We start from the raw sequence: 894 nt of genomic DNA, 5'->3' as shown, positions 1-894 counted from the left end.
TCCCTTGTTTTTGGAGTCGGACAAACGTTGTGCTCCGTGAGGACGCTCCGCGAACGGACCGTTGTTCCAATCGCTCTTGTGTCCAGATTTTTTTTATTCCCCTTAGCGGTGAAAATCCGGACACAAAGGCGAACGCTATCGCTTTTCCACAATCGTTCCGTCCTCTCCGCTGTTTAAGCGGGAAACATACTACAATATTTATAAAAACGCAAAAAAGAAACCACTCTTTTGGTAAAATGGAAGTGCGACCAACCATTTCAAAGGAGGGTTTCTTTTGTACATTCAATATACCATGGACCCACTTTGCTTGCCAATGGATTTAGAAGAAGATATCCTACCAAATCACCTCGTTCGTGTCGTGAACGCCGCCGTAAATCGACTCGACGACGCCCTCTTTGACGCGGCCTACCCTGGCGGTGGCCGCGACAGCTACCATCCTAAAATGCTGACCAAAGTCATTATCTATGCCTATACGCAGCGAGTCTATTCCTCCCGGCAAATCGCCAAAGCGGTCCGAGAAAACATTCCCTTCATGTGGCTGGCTGGACGTCAACGTCCGAATTTTCGCACGCTCAATCGCTTTCGTTCTGAGCGGATGAAGGACGTCCTTGAAAGGGTATTTACCGCCGTGCTTCAATTTCTTGCGGACGAAAAATACATTTCCCTAGAGCATTACTTCGTGGATGGCACCAAGATCGAGGCCAACGCGAATCGTTACACCTTTGTGTGGGGCAAAGCGGTTAGTAAGCATAAGGCCAAACTCCAAGAAAAGGTACATGCTTTGTTTGTCGACATTGAGGCCGCAGAGAAACGAGAAGAACAGGAACACCGTGGCCAGGACCTGAACGAACTCGGCGAGTCCGCCGAGATTGACAGTGCGAAACTGGAACAAAT

Annotated in this window: 1 protein-coding gene; it reads left to right on the top strand. The window is 48.9% G+C overall.

Annotation, left to right across the window (positions count from 1 at the left end; genetic code table 11):
* Nucleotides 1-274: 274 nt before the first annotated feature.
* The coding region (locus A3848_RS27475; protein ID WP_143192470.1) for a transposase at nucleotides 275-894 on the top strand (620 nt) is incomplete at its 3' end.

The sequence above is a fragment of the Paenibacillus sp. P32E genome (genome assembly GCF_001909085.1).
GTDB classification, from domain to species: Bacteria; Bacillota; Bacilli; order Paenibacillales; family Paenibacillaceae; genus Paenibacillus_AQ; species Paenibacillus_AQ helianthi.
Note: the sequence above shows the minus strand (reverse complement) of the source record. Positions and strands in the feature narration are given on the sequence as shown.